Genomic DNA, 17,968 nt, shown 5'->3' on the forward strand with positions numbered 1-17,968 from the left:
AACTCCCGCCGCTCCGGCGTCGTCAGCTCGATCGCCACCGCCGCCTTGCCCATCGCCAGCCCCCACGACCCTGCATCAGAATCGTAGGAACTTCGAGATCAGGACACTAGCGCAGATCCCGATCTGGTGGACTCACCTGGTCGGGCAAGGATGCTCGCAAAAACAAGCGGCCGGAGCGGTTGCCTTGAGCCAAGGCGCACGGAGACCGCTCTGGGGCCGGCCAGGAAGGGAAAGGCACCCCCTCCCCAAGCCCCACACTTCCGCTTTGCGGGTCAGGTGCCGTCGCGCAGCGGAACCGACGTCCAGGACGGGGGCAGTGAGGATGCGTCCTCCCTGGCCTCAAGGTTTTGCAGGCGCGATGTCAGCCGCGTCGCAGGCCGCCGGGATCACCGCCTCGGCGGTCGCGCCGCCGGCCTGGTAGCGTTCCAGCAGGGCGCGGAAATCCCGGTAGCCGTCGCTCGACTGCTGCGCGTGGCAGGTCGTGGACATCCCCACCAGCTCGCGCGGCATGCCGCTGTTGTCCTCGATCAGCCGCTGCATCCGCTCCCGCACCCGCTGGAATTCGGCGCGGGTCTGCTGCTGGTAGTGGCTGCGCGCTTCCTTCGAGAAGGGACACTGCGCGAAGCGTTCCGCCAGCGCCCGGCGGAACATCCGTCCGGCCAGCGCATCGCCGCAGGCATCGAACTGGTAGAGCGAGACGGCGAATCCGCGCTCGAAGGCCGTGGGATCGTCGAGCTGGGGTGCCTGCGCCGCCACGGGGCTAGCAAGCAGCAGCGCGCCGCCGAGACATGCCGCACGGATCATTCGGGCCGCTCCAGATAGACCGCGAGCGCGGTGATGTCGTCGTCGGTGAGGCCGCCCGCCGCCTCGTTCATCGCGGCGACGCCGACGCTCGGGCGGGCATTGGCGCGGTAGTCGCGCAGCGCCTTTGCCGTATAGGCGCGGGTCTGGTGGGCGATGGCCGGCGCCGCTTGGCTGCCGCCGTAATTGTCCTGGTGGCAGGAGGCGCAGCGATGCCGCGCCGCGGCCTGCTTCCCCGCCTCGTGCAGCGCCGGGTCCGGCGCGCCGGACGGTGGGTTGGCGCGGGGGAGGGAGGCGAAATAGGCGCCGAGGTTGCGCAGTTCCTCGTCCGTCAGGTCGGCCGCCAGCGGACCCATGATCGGGTTGGCGCGGCGGCCGCTGCGGAAGAAGACCAGCTGCCATTGCAGGTAGCGTTCCCGCTGCCCCGCGAGCGACGGGATCGACGGATCGGCGGTGATGCCGTCCGCGCCGTGGCAGGTAACGCAGGTCTCGGCGCGCTGCCGGCCGGCTTCGATATCCGCGGCGGCAAGCGGGGTGGCGGAAAGGCACAGGGCCGCGAGGGCGGCCAGCACAGGGCGCATGCAGGTGTCCATGAGAAGCGGAACGCGGCCGCCCACCCGGCCGTTGCGGGCGGGCGGCCTTGTCCGGGTCAGCGGGAGTAGCTGATCCGGTAGATGGCGCCGGCCCAGTCATCCGCCACCAGGATCGAGCCGTCCTTCGCCACCAGGATGTCGTTCGGCCGGCCCGAATATTCCTGGTTACCGGTGATCCAGCCCTCGGCGAAGACCTCCTGCTTGGCGTTCTTGCCGTCCGGATCGACCGTCACCCGCATGATCCGGCCGCCCTGGTACTTGTGGCGGTTCCAGGAGCCATGCTCGGCGATCAGGATGTTGTTCTGGTACTCGGCCGGGAATTGGTTGCCGGTGTAGAACTTCATCCCGAGCGGGGCGACATGCGGGCCGAGGTTCAGCGCCGGCGGGGTGAACTCGTCGCACTTGTGGCCCATGGCGAATTTCGGATCCGGCATGTCGCCCTGGTGGCAATAGGGATAGCCGAAATGCTGGCCGAGCCGCGTCACGTGGTTCAGCTTGTCGCTCGGCAGGTCGTCGCTGATCCAGTCGCGCGCGTTCTCGGTAAACCAGTACTGGCCGGTGCGCGGGTCGATGTCGCCGCCGACGCTGTTGCGCACGCCGAGCGCGATGATCTCCGCCTGGCCGTTCGGGTGCACCCGGCGGATCTGCGAGACGCTGGTCGGCGGGATGCCGATGTTGAAGGGCGGGCCGAAGGGCAGGTACATCGCGCCCTCCTTGTCCGTGACGATGTACTTCCAGCCATGCGCGACATAGGGCGGCATATCGTCATAGACGACGACCGGCTTCGGCATCTCGTCCAGCTTCGACTCCGCGCCGTCGTAGCGCAGCAGCTTGTCGATCGCGATGACATAGAGCGCGCCGTCCCGGAAGGCCACGCCGGTCGGCATGTTGAGGCCCTTCAGGATGGTCTTGACCTCGCGCTTGCCGCCCTTGTCGGTCACCGCATAAACGTTGGTCGCGCCGAAGGAGCCGACGAAGAGCGTGCCGTTGTCGCCCCAGGCCATCTGCCGCGCCTCGGGGATGCCGGAGGCATAGACCTCGATCTTGAAGCCGGGCGGCAGCTTGATCTTCTTGAGGTTGTCGTTCAGCTCGGCCAGCGGGGTCGGGGTGGCCGGGCCGACCGGCGGGGCAAGGCCCTTCTGCGCCTCCGTCTCATCGCCCAGGAACCAGTCGGGCGGCGGGTTCTGCCAGAAACTGGGTTTGCTGCTGTCGTAGCTTTTCAACTGAGCATTGGCGGCGCCGCCACCCAGCATGAGTCCCGCTGCAAGGATTGCCGGCCCGACGACGCGCTTGCGGCGGGCGGAGGATGTTCTGGTCATGGACGACCCCCAAGGTCTTCTTCTCACGGCGCCGTTCGGATGCCGCTGCCGCCAGCGAACCACGCGCCGCGCGGCGATTGCAAGCATCTCTAAGGGGGAACGCTACGCCACCTCGCGCTTCGCCGCGCGGAGGTCGGTGACGAAGCGCTCGTACTCGCGCGCCTTGCTCTCGGGGTCGGGCAACCGCAGCAGGTAGGAGGGATGCACGGTTGGGAAGACGCGCAGGCCGTCCGGTGTCTCGATCAGCTCGCCGCGTACCTTGGTGATCGCCAGTGGCTTGCCGGTCAGCGCCCGCAGCGCCGTGGCGCCGAGCGAAACGACCAGCTGCGGCCCGACAAGCTCGATCTCCCGCTTCAGGAAGGGCCGGTAGTAGGTGATGTCGCCGGCATCGGGCGACTGGTGCAGGCGGCGGCGGCCGGTCGGCTTGAACTTGAAATGCTTCACCGCATTGGTGACGTAGGCGGCGGGGCGGTCGATGCCGGCTTCCTCCGCGGCGCGGTTGAACAGCCGCCCGGCCGGCCCGACGAAGGGGCGGCCAGCCAGGTCCTCCTCGTCGCCCGGCTGCTCGCCGACGAAGAGCAGCGGCGCGCCGGGCGGGCCCTCGCCGAAAACCAGCTGCGTCGCCGCGGCGGTCCAGGGCGGCAGGTCGTTGCGCCGTTCCAGCTCGGCGCGCAGGGCGGCCAGGGCGGCGGCGGGATCCTCGGTGCGGGAGAAGAGGTCAGCGGGCATGGGCAGGGCAACCTCCGGCGCGGCTTGTGGTTGCAGGCTGCGCTGGCGACGGGACGCGGCGGGGGTCGCGCCGCGCGCCACCATCTCGGCGACGCGCTGCGGCGCTTCCGCCATCAGGCCGCGGATGTCGCGGGCTTCCGGCAGGTTCTTCCAGTATTTCACCGGCATCTCGGCCCGCATCGCGTCCGGCTTCATCCGGGCGGGGTTGAAGATGCTGCGGTAATAGGCGCGCCAGAGTTCCTCGTGCGCATCCTCGGGCGGCGCCTCGGCCCGGGTGCCGCCGGCGCCCATGCGCAGCGTCTCGCCGTCCCAATGCGCGCTCGCCTCCGGCGTCAGGATGGACCAGCGCAGCGCGGCGAAGCGGCGGACGAAGAAGCCCGCCTCGGCTTCCAGGATGTGGTGGTCGGGCTCGAACCAGGCGACGTAGCGCTCGCCCTGCTCGGTTTCGATCCCGCGGAAGCGGAGAAAGGCGTGCAGCTTGTGGGCGTCCCGCCGCACCGCCTTGGCCATGGCCTGCACCCGGATGAAGTCGGCGTCGGTCGCCACCTGCATCAGCCCGTGCTCGCCCCGCACGATCCGCCACAGGATGCGGTAGAGCAGCGCGAAGCGTTCCGGGTCGCGGTGGCGGATCGCAACCTCCACCTGCTCGAGGAAGGCGCGCGGCACGCTGGCAGTGACCGGGGCGGCTTCGGCCGGCATGGGCGCACCGCCGAAGAGGCCGGGCGGGTCGCCGAGGACGCGCCATTCCACCCGCTCCGGCGGAACGCCGGCCGCCAGCAGCCGGCGCGCCTGCTGCCGCCATGCCGCGAAATCGGCCTGGCCCGGCAGCAGGATGCCGACGCCGTCGCTCATAGCAGCGCCAGTTGCACCGGCCGGGCCTGCGCGGCGAAGCCGGTGCGCGGGGCGACGATGCGGCGCAGGTCGGCGCGGTCGAGCAGGCCGCCACGCGGCCGGTGGTCGGCGGTGACCAGGAAGGGCAGCAGCTTCGCCAGCGGCAGCCGCAGCCGGCCCAGGTCGTCGCTGCGGATGCTGCGGTGCCGCCGAGCCGAAAGCAGCCGGTCCACCGTCTTCGCCCCAAGCCCCGGCACCCGCAGCAGCATCTCCCGCGGCGCGCGGTTGACGTCGACCGGGAAACGCTCGCGGTGCTTCAACGCCCAGGCCAGCTTCGGATCGATGCCGAGGTCGAGATGGCCACCCTCGCCGCCCGCCATGATCTCGTCGAGCTCAAAGCCGTAGAAGCGCAGCAGCCAATCGGCCTGGTACAGCCGGTGTTCCCGCACCAGCGGCGGCGCCGCCGGCGGCAGCAGCGCGCTGGCATCGGGGATCGGCGAGTAGGCGGAGTAGTAGACCCGCCTGAGCCCGTAGCTGGCATAAAGGTTGGCCGTCGTCCCCAGCACCGTGCGATCATCGGCCGCATCGGCGCCGACGATCATCTGCGTGCTCTGCCCGGCCGGGGCGAAGCGCGGCGCGGCGGCGCGGCCTTCGGTGCGCTTCGCCTCCTTCGCCTCGTCGATCCGCAGCCGCATCCGGCCCATGGCGCGACGGATGCCGGGGGCGTCCTTCTCCGGCGCCAGGGCGCGCAGGCTCTCGGCCATCGGCAGCTCGATGTTGATCGAGAGCCGGTCGGCATAGAGCCCGGCCTTCGCCAGCAGGTCCGGCGCAGCATCGGGGATGGTTTTCAGGTGGATGTAGCCGCGGAAGCCGTGCACCTCCCGCAGCTGCCGGGCGACCTCGGTGATCTGCTCCATGGTGTAGTCGGGGGAGCGGATGATGCCGGAGGAGAGGAACAGCCCCTCGATGTAGTTGCGCCGGTAGAAGTGCAGCGTCAGGTCCACCAGCTCCCGCACCGTGAAGCGGGCGCGCTGCACGTTGGAACCGGCACGGTTGATGCAGTAGGCGCAGTCGAAGACGCAGGCATTGGTCAGCAGCACCTTCAGCAGCGAGACGCAGCGGCCGTCCGGCGTATAGGCGTGGCATATGCCCATGCCTTCCGTGCTGCCGAGGCCGCCCTTCCGGCTGTCCCGCTTGTCGGTGCCGGACGATGCGCAGGAGGCATCGTATTTCGCGGCATCCGCCAGGATCTCGAGCTTGCGGCGCAGTTCCATGGGGGACCTTCCAACGAGTTCACTATATGTTCTGTAACGATCGCGGCGCAACCCCCTTGCCATCGCCGCGCCCCGGCGCAGACTGACCGCAACGCAATTCGGGGGAAATTCCATGGGAAACCGCATCGCCATCATCGGCGCCGGCGCGGTCGGCGGCTATGCCGGCGCGCATATGGCCCGGGCGGGGGAGGACGTGACCTTCGTCGACATGTGGCCGGAGCATGTCGAGGCGATGCGCGCCAAGGGCCTGCGGATCTCCCACATCAAGGACGTGCCGGAATTCACCGTGCCGGTGAAGGCGATCCACCTGACCGAGCTGCAGCACGTGTCGAAGGAGAAGCCCTTCGACATCGCCTTCATCTGCACCAAGTCCTACGACACCGCCTGGGCCACCATGATGGTGCGGCAATACCTGGCGCCGGGCGGCTATTGCGTCTCCCTGCAGAACTGCATGAACGAGGAGACGATCGCCGAGGTGGTCGGCTGGGGCCGGACGCTCGGCGCCATCGCCTCATCCATCACCGTCGAGCTCTGCGAGCCCGGCCATGTCCGCCGCGCCTCCGGCAAGGGCGGCGCGGCGCATACCGTCTTCCGGGTGGGGGAGGTGCATGGCCGCATCACCGAGCGCGCCAACGAGATCGGCCGGCTCTGCGCGCTGTCGGACAGCTGCACCGTCACCTCCAACCTCTGGGGCGAGCGCTGGTCGAAGCTGGTGACCAACGTGATGGGCAACGGCATGTCGGCCTCCACCGGGCTGATCAGCCGCGACATCCTGCTGGACGACACGCTGCGGGCCTTCACCGCGCGGCTGGGGTCGGAGGCGATCCGGGTCGGCCAGGCGCTCGGCTACACGCTCGAGGAGATCCACCACATCGACCCGGAAGTGATCGCCCGTGCCGGGGAGGGCGACGCCGCCGCCCGGCAGGAATACGACGAGCACCGCCTGGCCGAGGCGCGCAAGCCCGGCGGCGGCGCGCACCGCCCCTCGATGGGCCAGGACATGGTGAAGGGGCGGCGGACCGAGATCGAGTTCCTCAACGGCTTCGTCTGCGACAAGGCCAAGGATGTCGGCATCGCCACGCCGGCGAATGCGGCGCTGACCGATATCGTCAAGCGGGTGGAGCGGGGCGAGATCCCGGCCGACCCGAAGCATATCCGTGACCTGCGGCTGAACTGAGGGAAAGGCCGGGGAGACTGTATTCTCCCCGGACCCCTCATCTATTTTTGTGAGTCCGGCATTCGCCGCGTGACGGGTGCCAAGCCCAGAAAAAGGAATGGAGGGGTTTGGGGAGGAAATGCTTTTTCCTCGCCAACCTTGCTTCCACCTCCGGGAGGACAACGACGATGCGCCCAACGCGCCGCCACCTGCTCGCCGCCCCGCTGCTGCTCGCCGCGCCTGCGCTGCGGGCCCAGGAAGCCTTCCCCAGCCGCCCGATCACCCTGATCGCCGCCGGGGCCGCGGGCGGCCCGACCGATACCATCACCCGCATCGTCGCCGAGAGCATGGGCCGGCAGCTCGACCAGCCCGTGGTGGTCGAGAGCATCGGCGGATCCGTCGTCGGGCCGCAGCGCATGGTGCAGGCCAAGCCCGACGGCTACACGCTGCTGATCAACAACATCGGCATGGCGGCCAGCGCCACGCTGTTCCGCAAGCTGCCCTACGACGTCCCCGGCAGCTTCGCCCCGCTCGGCCTGGTCTCCGACGCCGCCATGACCATCGTGACCCGCCCTGGCTTCCCCGCGGAGAACCTGGCCGGCGTCATGGCCGACCTGAAGACCCGCGGCGACGCGCTGAACATGGCGACCGCGGGGCTGGGCTCGGCGGCCAATCTCTGCGCCCTGCTGGTGCAGCAGGCCGCCGGCAACCGCGCCACCATCGTGGTGTTCCGCGGCACCGCGCCGGCGATCGCCGAGCTGATGGCCGGGCGCATCGACCTGCTCTGCGACCAAGCGACCAACACCATCCCCTATATCCGCGACAACCGGGTGCAGGCCTGGGGCGTCAGCAGCCCGCAGCGGCTGGCCGGGTTGCCCAAGGTTCCCACCACCGCGGAGGCTGGCTTCGGCGGCGTGGCGATGAGCACCTGGCACGGCCTCTACGCCCCCGCCGGCACGCCGGAGCCGATCCAGGAGAAGCTCTCGGCCGCCCTGCAGGCGGCGCTGCGGGACGAGAAGCTGCGCCAGCGCTATGCCGAGCTGCTGACCGACGTGCCGTCCCCGGAACGCCAGACCATCGCCTTCCACCGCCGCTTCCTGGCCGAGGAGGTGGCGCGCTGGCGGCCGATCATCCAGGCGGCCGGTGCCTATGCCGACTGAACCATCGGGGACGGATCCGGTTACTCCGGCATTATCAGTACGGGGGTCCCTTCGGGGGCGAGCCCTGCCGGAGCCCTTGCCATGCCGATGCGCCGCCGCCTTGCCGCCGTGTTTCTCGCCCTTGTCCTGGCCGGCCCCGCCATGGCCCAGCAGGCCCAGCAGGAACGGGCCGACCCCGCCTGGCTGACCGCCGACCAGGTCCGCACCGTGCTGCGCGCCCGTGGCTATACCGAGATCGGCGGCCTGGCGCGGGAAGGCGACAGCTACAAGGTCACCGACGCCACCCGGTACGGCGAGAAGGTGCCCGAGATCCGGATCGACGCGCTGACCGGCCAGCCGCGCGAGATGCCCCCGCTGACCGAGCGCCAGGCCCGCAGCCTGCTGCAGGAACGCGGCTACAACAGTGTCGAGGAGATGGGCCGGGACGGCGAGTTGATCCGCCTGCGGGCCCGGCAGGGCGACACGCCGGTGGAACTGCGGGTCAATGCCCGCACCGGCGCCCTGGTCCGCTGAACCAGCCATGCCAAACCCCATGTAACGTGCTGCCTGGACGGGTATTCAACCGCGGCTGCGCCCAGCCCGCGCACGGGCCATAGCGGCACGGTCGCGTCTCGCCGCTTCCCGTCCCCGGCACGGTTGCTGCAAGCTGGCGCGCGAGAGAGCTCGGGCGCGGGAGGGCTCGCGATTGCGCGAATTTGTTTTGGCCAGGCCTGTTCCATGTCATCCGGCGTCGCCGTGAGCCTGCCGCGCGGGGTCCTGCCCCCGCGCCTGTCGCTCTTTGGCATCTCGAAGCGCTACGGCGCCATGCTGGCCAACGACGCGGTGGCGCTGAACGTCGCGCCGGGCGAGATCCACGCCCTGCTCGGCGAGAACGGTGCCGGCAAGTCCACTCTGATGAAGATCGTCTACGGCGTCATCGCGCCCGATGCCGGCGAGATCGCCTGGGAGGGCGAGACGGTGCAGGTCGCCGACCCAAATGCCGCCCGGGCGCTTGGCATCGGCATGGTATTCCAGCATTTCTCGCTGTTCGAGACGCTGACGGTCGCCGAGAACATCGCCCTCGGGCTCGGCAGCAGGCAAGGCCTCGCCGCGCTGACCGCCGAAATCCGCCGGACCGCCGCGCAATACGGCCTGGCGGTGGAGCCCGGCCGCCATGTCCACCACCTCAGCGTTGGCGAGCGGCAGCGGGTCGAGATCCTGCGCTGCCTGCTGCAACGGCCGAAGCTGCTGATCATGGACGAGCCGACCAGCGTGCTGATGCCGCAGGAGGCGGACGGGCTCTTTGTCATGCTGCGGCGGCTGGCCGCCGAGGGCTGCTCGGTCCTCTACATCAGCCACAAGCTCGAGGAGATCCGCGCGCTCTGCACCGCGGCGACGGTGCTGCGCGCCGGCCGGGTGGTGGCGCGCTGCGACCCGCGGGTCGAGACCGCCGAGTCGCTGGCCGAGATGATGATGGGCGGCGCCCTGGCCCGCACCCACCGCCCGCCCGCCCATGCCGCCGGCGCGCCCTGCCTGGTGGTGAACCGCCTGACCCTGCCCGCCGGCGAGCCCTTCGGCACCACGCTGCGCGGCATCGCGCTGGAACTCCGCGCCGGCGAGATCCTCGGCATCGCCGGGGTCGCCGGCAACGGGCAGAAGGAGCTGCTGGCGGCGCTCGCCGGTGAACGCCGCTCGGCCCCCGGCGCGGTGCTGCTGGAAGGCCGGCCGGTCGGCGCGCTGGGCCCGGCGGCGCGGCGCGCGCGGGGACTCGCCTTCATTCCGGAGGAGCGGCTCGGCCGCGGCGCAGTCGCGGAATACAGCCTGGCGGAGAATGCGCTGCTGACCCGGGTGGATGGCGTGACGGCGCCGCGCGGCCTGCTCGACATGCGGGCGGTGAATGCGCTCGCCGCCCGCCTGATCGCCCGCTTCGGCGTGCGGTGTTCGGGCATCGCCGCGCAGGGGCGCAGCCTCTCCGGCGGCAACATGCAGAAGTTCATCGTCGGGCGGGAGATCGATGCCGGCCCGCGCGTGCTGCTGGCGGCGCACCCGACCTGGGGCGTCGATATCGGCGCCGCGCTGGCGATCCGCCAGGACCTGATGGACCTGGCCGCCGCCGGCGCCGGGGTGCTGGTGGTGAGCGAGGACCTCGACGAGCTGCTGGAGATCGCCGACCGCATCGCGGTGCTGAGCGGCGGCCGGCTCTCGCCGCCCATGCCGGTGGCGGAGGCGACGGTCGAGCGGATCGGCCTGCTGATGGGCGGTGCGGAACGGATGGTCCATGCGCCTGCGGCTTGAGGCGCGGCCGGCGCCATCCCGCGCCATGCTCTGGCTCTCGCCGCTGCTGGCAGCGCTGCTGGCGGCGGTCGGCGGCGGCGTGGTCTTCGCCCTGCTGGGCCATGACCCGCTGGTGGCGCTCGGCACGCTGTTCCTCGCGCCGCTCTCGACGCTCGACGGGCTGACCGAGCTGGGGCTGAAGGCGACGCCGCTGCTGCTCTGCGCCATCGGCATCGCGGTCGGCGTCAGGGCCAATGTCTGGAACATCGGCGCCGAGGGGCAGCTGACCATGGGCGCCATCGCCGGCGGCGGCATCGCGCTGGCCTTCGGCGGGGAGGGGCGTTGGTGGGTGCTGCCGCTGATGCTGCTGGCGGGCGCGGCCGGTGGCGCCGCCTGGGCCGCCATGCCCGCGCTGCTGAAGACCCGCTTCAACGCGCACGAGATCCTGACCACGCTGATGCTGAGCTACGTCGCCATCCAGCTCCTCGGCTGGCTGGTGCACGGCCCCTGGATCGACCCGGAGGGCTTCAACTTCCCGCAGACGAGGATGTTCGACGACGACGCGCTGCTGCCGGTGCTGGTGGAGGGCTCAAGGCTCAATGCCGGCTTCCTGCTGGCGTTGCTGGCGGTGCCACTGGCCTGGCTGCTGCTGAGCCGCACCGTCACCGGATTCCGCCTGCGCACGGTGGGGCAGGCGCCGGAGGCGGCGCGCTACGCCGGCTTCTCCGCCACCGGCGCGGTCTGGTTCAGCCTGGTGCTGTCCGGCGCGCTGGCCGGGCTGGCCGGGGTGCTGGAAGCCGCCGGGCCGGTCGGCCAGCTGCAGCCGGTGATGTCGCCGGGCTATGGCTTCGCCGCCATCATCGTCGCCTTCATGGGCAGGCTGCATCCCTTCGGCATCCTCGGCGCATCCTTCCTGATGGCGCTGCTCTACCTCGGCGGGGAGCAGTTGCAGGTCTCCCTGCAACTGCCGATCGCCGTGATCGGGACCATCCAGGGCATGCTGCTGTTCTTCCTGCTGGGCGCCGACGTCTTCATCGACCAACGGCTGGTGGTGGTGCGGGATGCCCGGCATGCCTGATGCCTTCGCCCTGGTCGCTCTTTTGGTAGCGACGCTGCGCGCCGCGACGCCGCTGCTGCTGGCTGGGTTCGGGGAGCTGGTGGCGGAGCGGGCCGGTGTGCTCAACCTTGGCGTCGAGGGGATGATGCTGGTCGGCGCCGCGGCCGGCTTCATCGCCACTGCCTCCACCGGCAACCCGCTGCTGGGCCTGGCTGTCGCGGCGCTGGCGGGGGCGCTGATGGCGCTGCTCTTCGGTGTCCTGACATTGACGCTGCGGGCCAACCAGGTCGCCTGCGGCCTGGCGCTCACCATCTTCGGCGTCGGCCTCTCCGCGCTGATCGGCCTGCCCTGGCAGGGCACGCCGATCACCGGCCTGGCGACGGTGATCTGGCCGAATCTCGATGCCGCCGGCCCGCTGGCGCAGCAATTCATGCTGCTGGACCCCGTGGTCTGGCTGGCGCTGGCGACGCCCGCGTTGGTTGGCGCCTTCCTCTACAGGACGCGGCGCGGGCTAGTGGTGCGGGCGGTGGGCGAGAGCCACGACGTCGCACATGCGCTCGGCTATTCGGTGTTGCGGGTGCGCTATGCCGCGGTGGTCTTCGGCGGGGCGATGGCGGGCCTGGCCGGCGCCTACCTCAGCCTCGTCTATACGCCGATGTGGACCGAGAACATGGTGGCCGGGCGCGGCTGGATCGCCCTGGCGCTGGTGGTCTTCTCCGCCTGGAAGCCGGCCTGGCTGGCGCTCGGCGCCGTGCTCTTCGGCCTCGTCACCATCGCGCAATTCCACGCCGGTGCCTTCGGACTCGACGTCTCGCCCCACCTGTTGTCGATGCTGCCCTACCTCGCCACCGTCGTGGTGCTGGTGCTGATCTCCCGCGACGCGACGCGGCTTAAGCTCAATGCCCCCGCGGCGCTGGGCAAGCCCTTCGGCGCCGCCGGCTGACCCTTGAAACCTGCAACAGGACCGTTTGGATGAGCATACTTCGCCGTTCGCTGCTTGCCGCGCCGCTGGCGCTGCCGGCCTTCGCCATAGGCCGCCGCGCCGCCGCGGCCGACCCCTTCAAGGTCGGCTTCGTCTATGTCTCGCCCATCGGCGATGCCGGCTGGACCTTCCAGCACGAAATGGGCCGCCGCGCCGTCGACGCCGCGCTCGGCGCCGCGGTAAAGACCAGCTACGTCGAGAACGTGCCCGAGGGCGCCGATTCCGAGCGCGTCATCCGCCGCCTGGCGCAGGACGGCAACCAGCTGATCTTCACGACTTCCTTCGGCTACATGAACCCGACGGAGAAGGTTGCAAAAGCCTTCCCCAAGCTGAAATTCGAGCACGCGACCGGCTACAAGCGCGGCCCCAACCTGGCGACCTATTCCGGCCGCTACTACGAGCCGCGCTACCTCACCGGCATCATCGCCGGGCGCCTCTCGAAGTCCGGCATTATCGGCTATGTCGCCGCCTTCCCGATCCCCGAGGTGATTCAGGGCATCAATGCGGTGCTGCTTGGCGCCCGCAGCGTGAACCCGAAGGCGACGATCAAGGTGATCTTCACCAGCAGCTGGTTCGACCCGGGCAAGGAACGCGCGGCGGCCGACACGCTGGTGGCGCAGGGCGCCGACTATCTGACCCAGCACACCGACAGCACCGCGGTGGTGCAGGCCGCCGAGGAAAAGGGCGTGTGGTGCAGCGGATATGACAGCGACATGCTGAAATATGGCCCGAAGACCCACACCACCGCTGTCGAGATGCATTGGGACAACTACTACGTCGACCGGGTGAAGCAGGCGATCGCCGGCACCTGGGCCAGCGGCGATGTCTGGGGCGGCATGGCGAGCGGGATGGTGAAGCTGTCCCGCTTCAACCCGTCCCTGCCGGCGCCGTTGCTGGCCGAGGTCGCGGCGAAGACCGAGGAGATCAGGTCCGGCAAGCTGGTGGTGTTCAGCGGCCCGCTGAAGGATCAGGCCGGCGTGGTGAAGGTTCCGGCGGGCAAGGCCATGATGGATGCCGAGATCCTGTCCATGAACTGGTTCGTCGAGGGCGTGCAGGGGAAGGTCTGACCCGCGCGGCCCGCACGGGATGAAGCAAGGCCGGGGAGAAGGTATTCTCCCCGGACGCCTCATCTATTTTTCTGGGCTTGGCATTCGCCGCGCGACGAGTTCCAGACCCACAAAAAGCAAAGGTGGGGTTTGGGGAGGAAATGCCTTTTCCTCCCCAACCTTCCTTGCTATCCCCGTAGCACCTCCAGCGCCTGCGACGTATAGAAGCCGCGCGCCACGCGTTGCGTGCGCGCGGTACGCCAGCCCTGGAAGGCCGGGTCGGCCTCGATCCGCCGGCGCAGCCTGTGCTCGGCGACCGGAACGATGGCGGGCGACCGGTCGCCGCGCGGCACCAGACGGCCGACTGCGAGGAAGGCCTGCAGGAAGGCGCTGCTCGGGGCGAAGGTGAAGAGCATGGAATCCCCGGTGCGCGCGGCCATGCCCGCCAGCGCCCGCACCACATCGGCCAGCTTGTAGTGGATCAGGCTGTCCATCCCGACCACGTGGTCGAAATGGCCCCAGGCGGAATCGAACATGTCGCCGACGCGGAAGTCGATCCGCCCCTCGCCGTGGTCATGGCCAATGCGGTCCTGCGCCAGCGCCACCAGCTGCGGCGAGAGGTCGACGGCGACCACATGCGCGCCGCGCCGCGCCGCCTCGATCGCCAGCGCCCCGGTGCCGCAGCCGGCATCGAGGATCCGCCGCCCGGCCAGGTCGGCCGGCAGCCAGTCCAGCAGGATCGCGCGCATGGTGTCGCGCCCGGCCCGCACGGTGGCGCGGATGCCGCTGACCGGCGCGTCGGAGGTCAGCCGCTTCCAGGCCTCAACCGCGGTGCGGTCGAAATAGGTTTCCAGCTGCTGGCGGCGATCCGCATAGGTGGCGGTGGGCATCCTGCTTCTCCCGATCAGGCCGCGGCGACGCCTTCCAGCCTGTCTTCCAGTTCCTCCCCCGCGCGCCGCAGCCGGTCGAGCACCGAGGCATCGGGCGACCAGTAGTTGCGCTCCTGCGCCTCGAGCAGCCGGTTGGCGATCTTGGCGGAGGCGGTGGGGTTCAGCTTCGCCATCCGATCCCGCATCTCCGGGTCCAGCACGAAGGTCTCTGCCAGCTTCTCGTAGACCCAGGGGGCGACGTCGCCGGTGGTGGCCGACCAGCCCATGGTGTTGGTGACGTGGGCCTCGATCTCGCGCACGCCCTCGAAGCCATGCTTCAGCAGCGCCTCATACCATTTGGGGTTCAGCGCCCGCGTTCGCGTCTCGAGCGCCACCTGCTCGGAGATGGTGCGCACCACGCCGTCGCCGCGGGTCTGGTCGCCGATATAGACCGCGCTCGCGGTGCCGCCGCGGGCCCGCCGCACCGCGCGGCTGATGCCGCCCAGCGTGTCGAAGTAGTGGTCGACCGTCGTCACGCCGACCTCGATGCTGTCGAGGTTCTGGTAGGTCACCTCAACCGTCGCCAGGACCGCGTTCAGCACCGCGTCGGACCGCGCCGGCTTGCCGTCCACGCCATAGGCGAAGCCCTTGCGCTTGACGAAGGCCTCGGCGAGCTCGTCCTCGTCGTTCCAGGCGCCCTCGCCGACCAGCGCGTTGACGTTGGAGCCATAGGTGCCGTCGGCATTGCAGAAGACCCGCAGCGCCGCCTGCTCGAGGCTGCCGCCGTGCTGCGCGACATGCGCCAGGGCATGCGCGCGGATGAAGTTCTGCTCGACCGGCTCCTCGGCGGAGGCGGCAAGCAGGGCAGCTTCGGCAAGCAGCTTCATCTGCAAGGGCAGCAGGTCGCGGAAGATGCCGGACAGCGTCACCACCACGTCGATCCGCGGCCTTCCGAGCTCGGCCAGCGGCAGCAGCGCCGCCCCCGCCAGGCGGCCATAGCTGTCGTAGCGCGGCACCGCGCCCATCAGCGCCAGCACCTGGGCGATCGGCCCGCCCTCGGTCTTCAGGTTGTCGGTGCCCCAGAGCACCATCGCCACCGTCTCCGGCAGCCCGTTCCCATCCGCGGCGTGGCGTTCCAGCAGCCGCTGCGCCTGGCGGGCGCCGTCCTGCACGGCGAAGGCGCTGGGCAGCTTGAAGGGGTCGAAGCCGTGCAGGTTCCGCCCCGTCGGCAGCACGTCCATGCTGCGCAGCAGGTCGCCGCCCGGCGCCGGCCGGATGTAGCGGCCATCGAGCGCGCGGAGGATCCCCGGCAGCTCGTGGTCGGTGCCGAGCAGCGCATCGAACTTCGCGCGGTCGACGGGATCCGCGACACCCGCCGCGTCCAGCATCTCCGCCCGCTGCGCGGCATCCGGCGGCTCGCCGACCACGTGCAGCCCGTGCGGGATCAGCGTGTATTCGAGCTCGAGCAGCGCGCGGCCGAGCTTGTCGATCTCGGCCGTGGCAGTGTCGCCCCAGACCGGCTCGGCACTCGCCAGGTTGACCTCGGTCGCCTGCGCCTGGATCAGCCCGGACAGCGCGGCGCGCTGGCCGATATCGGCTTCCGGCTCCAGCCCGCGCCAGCGGTCGATGCTGGCCTTCAGGTCGAGCAGACCGCGATAGAGCCCGGCCGAGGCGACCGGCGGCGTCAGGTAGCTGACCAGCGTCGCCCCAGCGCGGCGCTTGGCGATCATTCCCTCGGACGGGTTGTTCGAGGCATAGAGGTAGAAGTTCGGCAGGTCGCCGATCAGCCGGTCCGGCCAGCACTGGCCGGACATGCCGGCTTGCTTGCCCGGCATGAATTCCAGCGCGCCATGGGTGCCGAAATGCAGCACGGCATGCGCCCCGAAATCTTCCCTGATCCAGCGATAGAAGGCGGTGAAGGCATGGGTCGGGGCGAAGCCGTGCTCGAACAGCAGGCGCATCGGGTCGCCCTCGTAGCCCATGCCAGGCTGCACGCCGACGAAGACGTTGCCGAGCTGCACGCCGAGCACGAAGATGTCCCGCCCGTCGGTGAGCTGCCGGCCCGGCGCCGGGCCCCAGGCGGATTCGATCTCGGCCAGCCAGGGCGTGCGGCGCAACTGGTCGTCGGCGCCGATGCGTGCCGCGACATTGGCCGTGGTGCCGTGCCGGTCGCGGTTGCCGTCGATGACCATCCCGCGCAACGCGTCGACGCTCTCGGGCACCTCGACCGTATAGCCGGCCTCCCGCATCGCCCGCAGCGTGTTGAGCAGGGAGGCGAAGACGCCGAGATAGGCGGCCGTGCCGGTGGTGCCGGCATTGGGCGGGAAGTTGAACAGCACGGTCGCCACCTTGCGGCTGGCCCGTTCGGACCGCCGCAGCGCCACCAGCTTGGCGACCCGCGCCGCCAGCATCGCCGCGCGCTCGGGGTGCGGCACCATGTCGCGTGCGCAGTTGACGCCGTCGCAGCCGGCGCAGCGCTCGGCCGGATGGTCGGAGGCGCCGCAGCGCCCGCCGAAGGTCATCGGCCAGACCCCGCCGTCGAGCTCGGGGATGGCGACCATCATGGTCGCCTCCACCGGCAGCAGGCCGCGCCGGTCGGCGCTCCATTGCCGCATGGTCTGGAATTCGAGCGGATGCGCCGTGACATAGGGCACGTCGAGCACCGCCAAGGCTTCCTCGGCGGCATGTGCATCGTTGTAGGCCGGGCCGCCGACGAGGGAGAACCCGGTCAGCGAGACCACCGCATCCACCTGCGGCACGCCGTCCCGCATGAAGAAGCGCTCCATGGCGGGGCGGGCATCGAGGCCGGAAGCGAAGGCGGGGATGACGTTCAGCCCCTGCGCCTCCAGCGCCGCGATCATGCCGTCGTAGTGCTTCGCGTTGTTCGCCAGTACATAGGCGCGCAGCAGTAGCAGCCCGACCGTGCCGCGGCTGCCGGCCCGCGGCAGCGTCGCCAAGTCCTCGGTCACCCTGTCCCTGGCGCGCGGGTGATAGAGGCCGCACTCCGGGTACTCGATCGGCGGCGCCACCTTCAGCGTGCCGGCCAGCGCGCGCCGCGGCCCGGCGGCATAGCGGTTGACCAGCAGCGCGACCATGTTGGCCAGGTTGTCGGCCGACCCCGCCAGCCAGTAGGAGAGCGTCAGGAAATAGGCCCGCAGGTCCTGCGCGGTGCCGGGGATGAAGCGCAGCAGCTTCGGCAGTTCCCGCAGCATCTTCATCTGGCCCTTGCCGCTCGCGGCTGCTCCCTTGGGCTTGCCGCGCAGCCGCTTGAGCAGGCCGACGATCCCCTTGGCTTCCCCCGCCATGCTGAACTTGCCGAGGCGGGTGAGCCGCATGACCTCGGGCGCGGAGAGGCAGCAGACCAGCGCGTCGCAGCTGTCCCGCCGTGCCGCCAGCGCCGGCTCGACCAGGCGGATATGATCCTCGAGGAAGAGCATCCCGGCGATGATAATGTCGGCCCGGCCGATATCATCGAGGCAGGCCTGCAGCGCGACCGGGTCAGCGGCGAATTCGTCGGCGGCGTGCAGCACCAGTTCCAGCCCGGGCAGGCTGCGACGCAGTTGGCTACGGGCAGCGGTGACCGCCCCGCCGAAATGGCTGTCCATGGTGACAATGACGACCCGGATCGGGGTCGTCATGGCCGGGAGCCCTCATTCCCACCTGCGCGGCCTCTGCCGGTCGCCTTCACGGATTTCCCCTCTGGAACAGGCCTTGGTCAGGCATTTTGGACCGGGTGCGCCAAGTGTCAATCAAAACTGACGTCCAGTTATGTTGACGATTGGCGGTGCTCCGCCGCCCAGTCCGGCGCCAGGAACACCGTCGCGGCATTATTGGCCCTGGCCCGATGCAATGGTGATCCGCCAGGGCCACCTTTTCACGGCTCCAGACCAGCATCAGT

General features: G+C 70.3%; 14 protein-coding genes. 7 read left to right on the forward strand and 7 right to left on the reverse strand.

Features of this window, described 5'->3' with window-relative positions:
- Window positions 1–339 precede the first annotated feature (339 nt).
- From E2C06_RS25040 to E2C06_RS25060, 5 genes are all read right to left on the reverse strand, one after another.
- Window positions 340–804 carry a hypothetical protein gene (locus E2C06_RS25040; RefSeq protein WP_133291324.1) on the reverse strand — a complete coding sequence of 155 codons (465 nt, stop codon included), beginning with the start codon at window positions 802–804 and terminating at the stop codon, window positions 340–342.
- Window positions 801–1,382: a c-type cytochrome gene (locus E2C06_RS25045; protein ID WP_133291325.1), complete on the reverse strand. Its 582-nt coding sequence runs from the start codon at window positions 1,380–1,382 to the stop codon at window positions 801–803. Before E2C06_RS25045 ends, E2C06_RS25040 begins: the two co-directional genes overlap by 4 nt.
- Before the next feature lie 68 nt (window positions 1,383–1,450).
- Window positions 1,451–2,713 (reverse strand): PQQ-dependent sugar dehydrogenase, encoded by a 1,263-nt coding sequence (locus tag E2C06_RS25050; RefSeq protein ID WP_133291326.1) that lies wholly within the window; start codon window positions 2,711–2,713, stop codon window positions 1,451–1,453.
- A gap of 102 nt (window positions 2,714–2,815) precedes the next feature.
- Window positions 2,816–4,294: a UdgX family uracil-DNA binding protein gene (locus E2C06_RS25055; RefSeq protein WP_133291327.1), complete on the reverse strand. Its 1,479-nt coding sequence runs from the start codon at window positions 4,292–4,294 to the stop codon at window positions 2,816–2,818.
- Entirely contained in the window at window positions 4,291–5,547 is a 1,257-nt protein-coding gene (locus E2C06_RS25060) for a putative DNA modification/repair radical SAM protein (RefSeq protein WP_133291328.1), read from the reverse strand. Before E2C06_RS25060 ends, E2C06_RS25055 begins: the two co-directional genes overlap by 4 nt.
- Before the next feature lie 112 nt (window positions 5,548–5,659).
- Here E2C06_RS25060 and E2C06_RS25065 point away from each other — a divergent pair, with 112 nt between their 5' ends.
- The 7 genes from E2C06_RS25065 (at window position 5,660) to E2C06_RS25095 (ending at window position 13,222) form a co-directional block, all read left to right on the forward strand.
- Entirely contained in the window at window positions 5,660–6,724 is a 1,065-nt protein-coding gene (locus E2C06_RS25065; protein ID WP_133291329.1) for a ketopantoate reductase family protein, read from the forward strand.
- Window positions 6,725–6,891: 167 nt separating this feature from the next.
- The gene (locus tag E2C06_RS25070) at window positions 6,892–7,863 is read left to right on the forward strand and encodes a tripartite tricarboxylate transporter substrate-binding protein (protein ID WP_133291330.1); all 972 of its coding nucleotides are present in this window, start codon (window positions 6,892–6,894) and stop codon (window positions 7,861–7,863) included.
- 81 nt (window positions 7,864–7,944) lie between these two features.
- A complete protein-coding gene (locus E2C06_RS25075) occupies window positions 7,945–8,376 on the forward strand; it encodes a PepSY domain-containing protein (protein WP_133291331.1) in 432 nt (143 codons plus the stop codon).
- 204 nt (window positions 8,377–8,580) lie between these two features.
- Window positions 8,581–10,137, forward strand: coding sequence for an ABC transporter ATP-binding protein (locus tag E2C06_RS25080; protein WP_133291332.1), 1,557 nt, complete (start codon window positions 8,581–8,583; stop codon window positions 10,135–10,137).
- On the forward strand, window positions 10,121–11,194 hold the full coding sequence (locus E2C06_RS25085) for an ABC transporter permease (protein WP_133291333.1): 1,074 nt from the start codon (window positions 10,121–10,123) through the stop codon (window positions 11,192–11,194). Before E2C06_RS25080 ends, E2C06_RS25085 begins: the two co-directional genes overlap by 17 nt.
- Complete coding sequence (locus E2C06_RS25090) at window positions 11,187–12,116, forward strand: ABC transporter permease (protein ID WP_133291334.1); 930 nt, start codon at window positions 11,187–11,189, stop codon at window positions 12,114–12,116. Before E2C06_RS25085 ends, E2C06_RS25090 begins: the two co-directional genes overlap by 8 nt.
- A gap of 29 nt (window positions 12,117–12,145) precedes the next feature.
- The gene (locus E2C06_RS25095; protein ID WP_133291335.1) at window positions 12,146–13,222 is read left to right on the forward strand and encodes a BMP family ABC transporter substrate-binding protein; all 1,077 of its coding nucleotides are present in this window, start codon (window positions 12,146–12,148) and stop codon (window positions 13,220–13,222) included.
- A gap of 167 nt (window positions 13,223–13,389) precedes the next feature.
- Here E2C06_RS25095 and bchM read toward each other — a convergent pair whose 3' ends face one another.
- Together bchM and E2C06_RS25105 are read right to left on the reverse strand one after the other, a co-directional pair.
- Entirely contained in the window at window positions 13,390–14,091 is a 702-nt protein-coding gene (gene bchM, locus E2C06_RS25100) for a magnesium protoporphyrin IX methyltransferase (RefSeq protein WP_133291336.1), read from the reverse strand.
- A gap of 14 nt (window positions 14,092–14,105) precedes the next feature.
- Window positions 14,106–17,708, reverse strand: a complete 3,603-nt coding sequence (locus tag E2C06_RS25105; RefSeq protein WP_133291337.1) for a magnesium chelatase subunit H — start codon at window positions 17,706–17,708, stop codon at window positions 14,106–14,108.
- Between the last annotated feature and the right edge of the window lie 260 nt (window positions 17,709–17,968).

The sequence above is a fragment of the Dankookia rubra genome (genome assembly GCF_004355005.1).
Taxonomy (GTDB): domain Bacteria; phylum Pseudomonadota; class Alphaproteobacteria; order Acetobacterales; family Acetobacteraceae; genus Paracraurococcus; species Paracraurococcus ruber_A.

Excerpts from the sequence above, each read along its gene's own strand:
- E2C06_RS25105 (WP_133291337.1), bottom strand. The coding sequence starts at position 17,708 with ATGACGACCCCGATCCGGGTCGTCATTGTCACCATGGACAGCCATTTC.
- E2C06_RS25040 (WP_133291324.1), bottom strand. The coding sequence starts at position 804 with ATGATCCGTGCGGCATGTCTCGGCGGCGCGCTGCTGCTTGCTAGCCCC.
- E2C06_RS25065 (WP_133291329.1), top strand. The coding sequence starts at position 5,660 with ATGGGAAACCGCATCGCCATCATCGGCGCCGGCGCGGTCGGCGGCTAT.
- E2C06_RS25070 (WP_133291330.1), top strand. The coding sequence starts at position 6,892 with ATGCGCCCAACGCGCCGCCACCTGCTCGCCGCCCCGCTGCTGCTCGCC.
- E2C06_RS25045 (WP_133291325.1), bottom strand. The coding sequence starts at position 1,382 with ATGCGCCCTGTGCTGGCCGCCCTCGCGGCCCTGTGCCTTTCCGCCACC.
- E2C06_RS25060 (WP_133291328.1), bottom strand. The coding sequence starts at position 5,547 with ATGGAACTGCGCCGCAAGCTCGAGATCCTGGCGGATGCCGCGAAATAC.
- E2C06_RS25055 (WP_133291327.1), bottom strand. The coding sequence starts at position 4,294 with ATGAGCGACGGCGTCGGCATCCTGCTGCCGGGCCAGGCCGATTTCGCG.
- E2C06_RS25090 (WP_133291334.1), top strand. The coding sequence starts at position 11,187 with ATGCCTGATGCCTTCGCCCTGGTCGCTCTTTTGGTAGCGACGCTGCGC.
- E2C06_RS25095 (WP_133291335.1), top strand. The coding sequence starts at position 12,146 with ATGAGCATACTTCGCCGTTCGCTGCTTGCCGCGCCGCTGGCGCTGCCG.
- bchM (WP_133291336.1), bottom strand. The coding sequence starts at position 14,091 with ATGCCCACCGCCACCTATGCGGATCGCCGCCAGCAGCTGGAAACCTAT.
- E2C06_RS25075 (WP_133291331.1), top strand. The coding sequence starts at position 7,945 with ATGCCGATGCGCCGCCGCCTTGCCGCCGTGTTTCTCGCCCTTGTCCTG.
- E2C06_RS25085 (WP_133291333.1), top strand. The coding sequence starts at position 10,121 with ATGCGCCTGCGGCTTGAGGCGCGGCCGGCGCCATCCCGCGCCATGCTC.
- E2C06_RS25080 (WP_133291332.1), top strand. The coding sequence starts at position 8,581 with ATGTCATCCGGCGTCGCCGTGAGCCTGCCGCGCGGGGTCCTGCCCCCG.
- E2C06_RS25050 (WP_133291326.1), bottom strand. The coding sequence starts at position 2,713 with ATGACCAGAACATCCTCCGCCCGCCGCAAGCGCGTCGTCGGGCCGGCA.